This is a genomic window from Terrimonas ginsenosidimutans, assembly GCF_022012415.1.
Taxonomy (GTDB): Bacteria; Bacteroidota; Bacteroidia; order Chitinophagales; family Chitinophagaceae; genus Terrimonas_A; species Terrimonas_A ginsenosidimutans.
The window spans coordinates 361,281-367,922 of the sequence record NZ_JAKLTR010000005.1 but is presented as its reverse complement, the minus strand read 5'-3'; the positions used below and the strand labels follow the sequence as shown (position 1 = coordinate 367,922).

Below are 6,642 nucleotides of genomic sequence, written 5' to 3'. Positions count from 1 at the left end.
CGCCGTCGAAAAAAAAGAGGCATTGCCCCTCCGGCAAAAAAAAAGCGCCCTTCGACGCTCCCGTCGAAAAAACCCCTCCTCAAACGGAGAAGCCTTTTACACCTGCACTTCGCAAAAGTGCAGGTGTAAAAGGCTTCTCCGTTTGAAACACTATCTCCCTTAATAGTCAACAAGATCCTTCAACGTCCGGTTCTCAACAATGTTCAGCGTGGCATCCCGGACTTCGATCATCATATCATGAAGTCCGCAATGCTTCTCATTGCAATTCTTACATCGCTCATAAAAATATAAACTCACGCAGGGAAGCATAGAGATGGGACCGTTTACCAGGCGGATGATCGTTGCTACCTTGGTTTTCTCAGGGCTCTTTTTCAGAAAGTATCCCCCTCCTTTCCCTTTTTTACTATCAAGAATATCCGCTTTCTTTAACTCCAGCAGGATATTCTCCAGGAATTTCAACGGGATCTTTTTCTTTTTCGCTATCTCGGAGATCAGGATCGGGCCTTCATTATATTTCTCCGTGAGATACCCCAGCGCTTTGAACGCGTACTGTGATTTTTTTGAAAGCATAACTTAATTCAAAATTTCTACGGTGTAGTTGATAGCCGAATTCTTTTTTAGCATGGCCGATACTCCGCAATATTTATCCAATGACAAATTGATCGCTTTTTTTACTTTCTCTAAATTATCAGTTGCGGTCTTCAGACGATAGGTGACCTGTATATCTTTAAACACTTTTGGATGCTCTTCTGTTTGATCGGCTTCAACATCGATCGAAAAATCGGAGAACTCCACTTTCATTTTATGCAGAATATCCACTACATCGATCCCTGAGCATCCTGCCAGGCCTGACAATAACAATGCTTTCGGACCATGCCCGTTCTTCTTGTCGCCGTCAACATTGATCTTATTACCATCATGCTCACTTTCAAACTCTTGTCCCTTGATCCAGGTTGTGCTTGTTTTTAATGCCGCCATTTTATTCTTTTATCTTTATTAAGTGATCGGTGGGTACCGGGCTGGTGCCGGACTCCAGGGTATGTTTCTTATTCTGAACAATATTTTCGAGCGTCCACCTGATTTTCCGTTCAAAATTATGCTTTCGTACCGGACATTCCATCTTATCACAAATCGGGCAGGAACTGGGCAAACAGCCGTCCGAATGGACGAAAAACTCAACAGACTCTCCAAATTCTTTCCTCACCAGTGCGATCAGCGCATCGATCTCTTCATGTGCCTGGTTTACATCAAGATACCATGGAACAGTCAAATGACAATCAATATGCAGTACACTGCCGTACTTGATCATGCGGAGGTTGTGCAGGTCGATCCAGTTTGTCCGCCGGTCCGCATTCAGCAACTCTACCAGCCGTCCGAGCAGTTTCATGTCCGCTTCGTCCATGATGCCCGCGATCGAGCTTCTCACGATCCTGTATCCCATCACAATGATCAGGCTGCCGAAAATGATCGCCACTACACCATCTATCCAGTTCAGTTTGGTAAAATATAAAAGTAAGAGGCCGGCAATGATGCCCACTGTCGTCAGCGTATCCGTTTGCAAATGCTTCCCGCTGGCCTGAAGAGCGGCGGAGTTGTTTTTTGCTCCGATACGAATGCAGTACCATCCCACCAGAAAATTGATCACTGCTGTAGCCGCCACCAGCCAGATACCTGTATCCAGCTTTTTGATCCCGACAGGATGAATAAAACTGAGAATGGCATTATAGAGGATGACGATCCCGGCAATTCCGACCATAGTACCTTCAATGGCGGCCGAGAGGAACTCTGCCTTACCATGGCCATAAGGATGATCAACGTCCCGCGGCTTTGCGGCAATGTACAGGCTGTACAGCCCGATAAAACCCGCCGCTACATTCACAATACTTTCAAGCGCATCAGTAAGAATGGAAACAGACCGGGTGGAGAAATAAGCAACGAACTTCACAGCCAGCAGCACGACAGAGATGCCGGCAACCCATTTTTGGACCTGGAGATTTTGATTGGCTGATTTCAATTGGCAAAGTTAAAGAAAGTATCGCAAAGGGCGCTGAGGTCCGCGAAGCACGCGAAGACTTCGCGAACTCTGCGGACCTCAGCGTCCTTTGCGATACTCTTTTCGATTCATTAGCAATGCACCGCTACTCGAAGGTCTCCTTCGCAAACTTCAGCCACTCCTTCCGCGCGAAGATCAGAAACTGCTGCGGTGCCCGTACAAAGTCTTTCTCCGTTTCATAACGCCCCATCACCCAGGTATAGTCATCTTCTTTCGCCGGAAACTTTTCAAGGTTGACATTCTTTTCAGTAACCCTGAATACCGTATCCTCACTGGCACCTATCACCCACATTTCGCCTCTGAGAGCATACTTGATGGAATCTTCATGCATTATAAGTTTCATATAAGGTGGAGACACATCACCGTGGCATACCATTTTATACTGCAACTTTGTTTCCGCTATGCCATTATTATCCAGATCAGTGACCTTGAATGCTTCCCGCATAAAATGACATACAAGGTCCAGTTCGCAATCTTTTACAAAGTCATTCATCCTCCAGCGCACTCTATATCCGGAGTCAGTTTTCACATAATGCGCTGCAAATAATTCGACGTTATTTGTTTCGCCATCTATCACCTTGCTCTTGTCTTTGTACGGACCGAGAACCGCTGTGACCAGTATATTCTCTCCAAGTTTATCAGTCCACTTCCATGCATCCTCGATCTTGCCCCGGATCTTTATTTCTGCCGGAATAGCAGCTGCCTTCAATCGTTCAACGCCCGGGAAACTATTTTGCCCATAACAAAACGCCGGTAAAAGCAGCAGACATAAAAATTTAAACATACTATTGGAACATTGTATCAAAAAGATGCAAATCGTTGCTCCACGAATTTCCAGTTCACCACACTCCACCAGGCATTGATATAATCAGCGCGACGATTCTGATAACGCAGGTAATAAGCATGCTCCCAAACATCAAGACCAAGCAGTGGACTGCCTTTGATCTCGCTCACATTCATCAGTGGATTATCCTGGTTTGGTGTAGAACCAATGAGTAGTTTTTTATCTGCACCGATGTATAACCATGCCCAGCCACTTCCGAAACGATTCTTACCCGCATCTGCCAGTTGTGTTTTAAAGCTGTCAAATGAATTGAAACTTTGTTCGATCGCGGTGAGCAATTTCCCTTCGGGTTTTCCTCCTCCGTCAGGAGAAAGTGTTTTCCAGAATAATTCATGATTATAATGTCCGCCGGCATTGTTGCGCATTTTTGCAGAGTACTTTGAGATCTTTGCCAGCACATCTTCCAATGGCTTTTTTGTATCCACGCCTTCAGCAGCTGCCGCCTCTTTCAGGTTGCTGGCATAAGTTGCCGCATGTTTCGAATAATGGATCTCCATGGTTTGTGCATCGATAGCACGTTCAAGACTGTTATAACCATAACCTAATGGAGCCTGTGCGAATCCTGTATTGTTGGCCGATGATTGCGATTTCCCAATAATGCCGCACGATTGTAACAAAGAACCGGTTGCCATTACGCCGGCACTTACGGCCAGCACGGATTTGGCAGAGTCTGTAATAAATTTCCGTCTTGATGTTGAATTGTCTTGCATATCCTGTCTTTTAGTTGCTGATATTCCTACCGGTAGCAGGTTTGAACCTGCGGAAAAAATTTGCTATGGCTCTGAACAATCGGGTATACGCTTCTTTATTGAAAAGTTGTGAATCGCGCATGGCTTTATAGATCAGGAAGAATCCTATGGGCAGCAGTACAAATATCGCGAGCCACATTCCGGAGAATGTACTCCACTGACCTTCTTTCGCGAATTTTTCACCCACGGTCGTTGAGAAGTAGAACACCATGAAAAAGCAGATCGCAGCGATCAGTGGCGTACCCAAACCTCCTTTACGGATAATGGAACCCAGTGGGGCACCGATAAGGAACAGCACCACACAGGCAACAGATAACACGATCTTCCGGTGCCATTCGATCTGGTGTTTCCTGTACTGTTTATCCCGTTCGGTCATATTCATATCTGCCGCATTGATCGACGCGCTCATGGAGGATGCTTCGCCTATGGCTTGTTGTGCAACAGTGTACCTGGCCGAATCCGGCAATAACTCGTCCAGCGTTTTGGCGGCCTGGAAAGCGCTGTCCCCCGGATTTTTTTTCGCCGAGGTACTATCAAGATACCTGTTGAACAGAAAAGAGAGATATAAACCCTTTTCAAGATTATTTTTGATAAATGCGTTCTCTTTTTTCAATGAATCGATCGCCCGGTTCAATTGACGCATACTATAGAACTTCTCATTGTTGCGGTTTGAGGAATCATTCGTGAAGGTGGGCAGCATTGAACTGATATCAAACTGCTTATTGTATTCCTTGAAGCCAAGACGTATATAATCGTTCTTCGCGGAATTTGGATTGTTTCCCTTCTCCTGGTAGCGCCAGCCATCCTTCAGGTTAAACTCAAGAAACCGTTTGTCTGCCGACACGCGCATGATGCCGCTTCGGGCAATGACGAAGTTGTCCTGCAAACCATTCTGCTGTTGCTCATACACGATCACATCACGGATCACACTGTCATTCTTTTCTTTTTCGCCTATCTTGATCGCGAAGCCATTCATCCTGTCATAGAACACCCCTTCCTTCAGATCGAAAGCAGGTTTTGCCCAAACGATATCTGAAAGCATGGTCCTGGATTTCAGGTATGCAACAGGAATCACATAATTGGAAAAAAGGAAGGCCAGTATGCTGATAAAAATGGAAATGATGAGCAGTGGGCGCATAAACCGCAGAAGGGATATGCCTGCGGATTTGATCGCAACAAGTTCGAAACTTTCACCCAGGTTGCCAAACGTCATTAATGAAGACAGCAATACAGCCAGCGGAAGGGCGAGCGGTACGAGCACGGCGCTTTGATACCAGATGAATTTCAATACAACATCCACCCCAAGACCTTTACCCACGAAATCATCGATATAAAGCCAAAAGAACTGCATTACCAGCACCATCAGGGTGATAAAGAAGGTGGCGATGAACGGGCCGATGAAGGCCTTAATGATAAGCTTATCGAGTTTCTTGAACATCTGCGAATATCCTGTGCGTGTACCCCTGAGGCGATGTCGTGATATTTGAAAATACCCTGTACCAGTTCATTTAACTGAACGACATTGTCCGGAGGCGGGTTGATTGTTTATTTTTGAGAAATGAATGATTCCCCAAAAATACAGCTTTCGCGGTTTGAGGAGCAATTAGTTACTGATTCCAGCTGGCTTTTAACAAAGAATGCAGTGCTTGAAAAAATAAAACTGATGCTGGCTTCGCTGCAGGATGGTCAGAATGAAATATTGCTGGGAGTAAAAGACCGTTTGCCGGCAGAGGTGCTGCAACCCTCGCCGAAGATCTCCCGGGGCGAGAACTACCTCGGCCTTCCATGGATGGTGCTTGACCATCCCCGCTATTTTGACCGGGATAATCTTTTTGCTGTCCGCACCATGTTCTGGTGGGGTAATTTTTTCAGTACAACGCTGCTTCTTTCCGGAAGGCATAAAGACCGGTACCGGGAGCGTATCGCAGATGAATGGGATATGTTAAGAAACGATGAATTCTATATCAGTCATAACTTATCTGCCTGGGATCATCACTTCGAGAACGACAACTATACAGCGCTGCGGGAAATGGATGAACTCCAATTCCGGCAACATCTGCAAACGCATTCATTTATCAAACTGGCAAAAAAAATATCCCTGGAGAACTGGGATACTCTTGACATAAGTTTACTGGCAAACTTCAACCGCCTGATAAAAACTATCGCCTGACACCGATCAACGGGTTTTGAACTACTTCACCACCTCCGGCGCCTTAGCTTTAGCCCAGGAGGAGTTTTCGTCCTCTTAGTTCCCCAAACGGTGAAACAGATCTTTTACCTGATGGTCCCAGAGCAAAGCCTGGTCCTTGATATCTTTCTTTTCGGCAAAATCCTTCACCACCAGGATCGTCTGGTTAGTGATCTCTGATTTCTCGATACCGAATTCGAAATATTCATTTTGAGGGGCTTCCAGCCAGCGAAAACGGATAAAACTATTTTCTTCACTTTCCAGTACTTCCGCCTTGTCAAAGGAGCCATTCCAGCCGAAATAGAAAATATTATCCCGCTCATCGACCTTTTCCGCGAACCATTCTCCTAATCCAGCCGGGGTAGATAAAAATTCATATAATATAGAAGGTGAACACCTTACGGGAAACTCTAGCGTATATAATTGCTTACTCATCGTCAGTTAATTAAAATCACTCAGGGCTGCAATAATAAAAAATAAATCGACCGCGCAAAATTATTTGCTCTTTATTTTTCGCTGTTTCCAAAAACAGTTATACACGGATAAAATAAAAAGATTATTGAAAACGTTAAGATATTCCAAAGAATTTTTGGGACATATTAAGCGAAAGCTTAAATTGCCTTAACATCCAATTCCTTAAAAAGTGTCATTTCAACATTATTGCGCCGTGTGCGTATGAGTTTAAAGGTTTAATAGTTTAAAAGTTTAATGTCAACTTTTAAAACTGTTAAACCTTTAAACTGCGGGTAAACGGGGGCCGTAATAGCTGGAGAAATGATATGCACATGAAAAACCGTGATGGGTGTTT

The 6,642-nt window shown here is 44.9% G+C and carries 8 protein-coding genes; 1 reads left to right on the top strand and 7 read right to left on the bottom strand.

The annotated features are described in order from the left end of the window. Positions 1-159: 159 nt before the first annotated feature. The 6 genes from LZZ85_RS10530 to LZZ85_RS10505 all read right to left on the bottom strand — a co-directional run bounded on the left by LZZ85_RS10530 (position 160) and on the right by LZZ85_RS10505 (position 5,084). Positions 160-570 (bottom strand): RrF2 family transcriptional regulator, encoded by a 411-nt coding sequence (locus tag LZZ85_RS10530; RefSeq protein ID WP_038097453.1) that lies wholly within the window; start codon positions 568-570, stop codon positions 160-162. Between the two features lie 3 nt (positions 571-573). Next, on the bottom strand, positions 574-978 hold the full coding sequence (locus tag LZZ85_RS10525; protein ID WP_237871406.1) for an OsmC family protein: 405 nt from the start codon (positions 976-978) through the stop codon (positions 574-576). A 1-nt stretch (position 979) separates the two neighbouring features. Then, positions 980-2,014, bottom strand: a complete 1,035-nt coding sequence (locus LZZ85_RS10520; protein ID WP_237871404.1) for a cation diffusion facilitator family transporter — start codon at positions 2,012-2,014, stop codon at positions 980-982. A gap of 124 nt (positions 2,015-2,138) precedes the next feature. Further along, complete coding sequence (locus LZZ85_RS10515; RefSeq protein ID WP_237871402.1) at positions 2,139-2,837, bottom strand: M949_RS01915 family surface polysaccharide biosynthesis protein; 699 nt, start codon at positions 2,835-2,837, stop codon at positions 2,139-2,141. 17 nt (positions 2,838-2,854) lie between these two features. Continuing rightward, the gene (locus LZZ85_RS10510) at positions 2,855-3,607 is read right to left on the bottom strand and encodes a superoxide dismutase (protein WP_237871400.1); all 753 of its coding nucleotides are present in this window, start codon (positions 3,605-3,607) and stop codon (positions 2,855-2,857) included. A gap of 10 nt (positions 3,608-3,617) precedes the next feature. Beyond that, positions 3,618-5,084, bottom strand: coding sequence for an LptF/LptG family permease (locus tag LZZ85_RS10505; protein ID WP_237871398.1), 1,467 nt, complete (start codon positions 5,082-5,084; stop codon positions 3,618-3,620). A 120-nt stretch (positions 5,085-5,204) separates the two neighbouring features. Between LZZ85_RS10505 and LZZ85_RS10500 the strand changes: the two genes are divergently transcribed. Continuing rightward, positions 5,205-5,816, top strand: coding sequence for a hypothetical protein (locus LZZ85_RS10500; RefSeq protein ID WP_237871397.1), 612 nt, complete (start codon positions 5,205-5,207; stop codon positions 5,814-5,816). A 75-nt stretch (positions 5,817-5,891) separates the two neighbouring features. On the opposite strand, the gene LZZ85_RS10495 is transcribed toward LZZ85_RS10500, so the two are convergent. After that, positions 5,892-6,269 (bottom strand): START-like domain-containing protein, encoded by a 378-nt coding sequence (locus LZZ85_RS10495; protein ID WP_237871395.1) that lies wholly within the window; start codon positions 6,267-6,269, stop codon positions 5,892-5,894. Positions 6,270-6,642 lie beyond the last annotated feature (373 nt).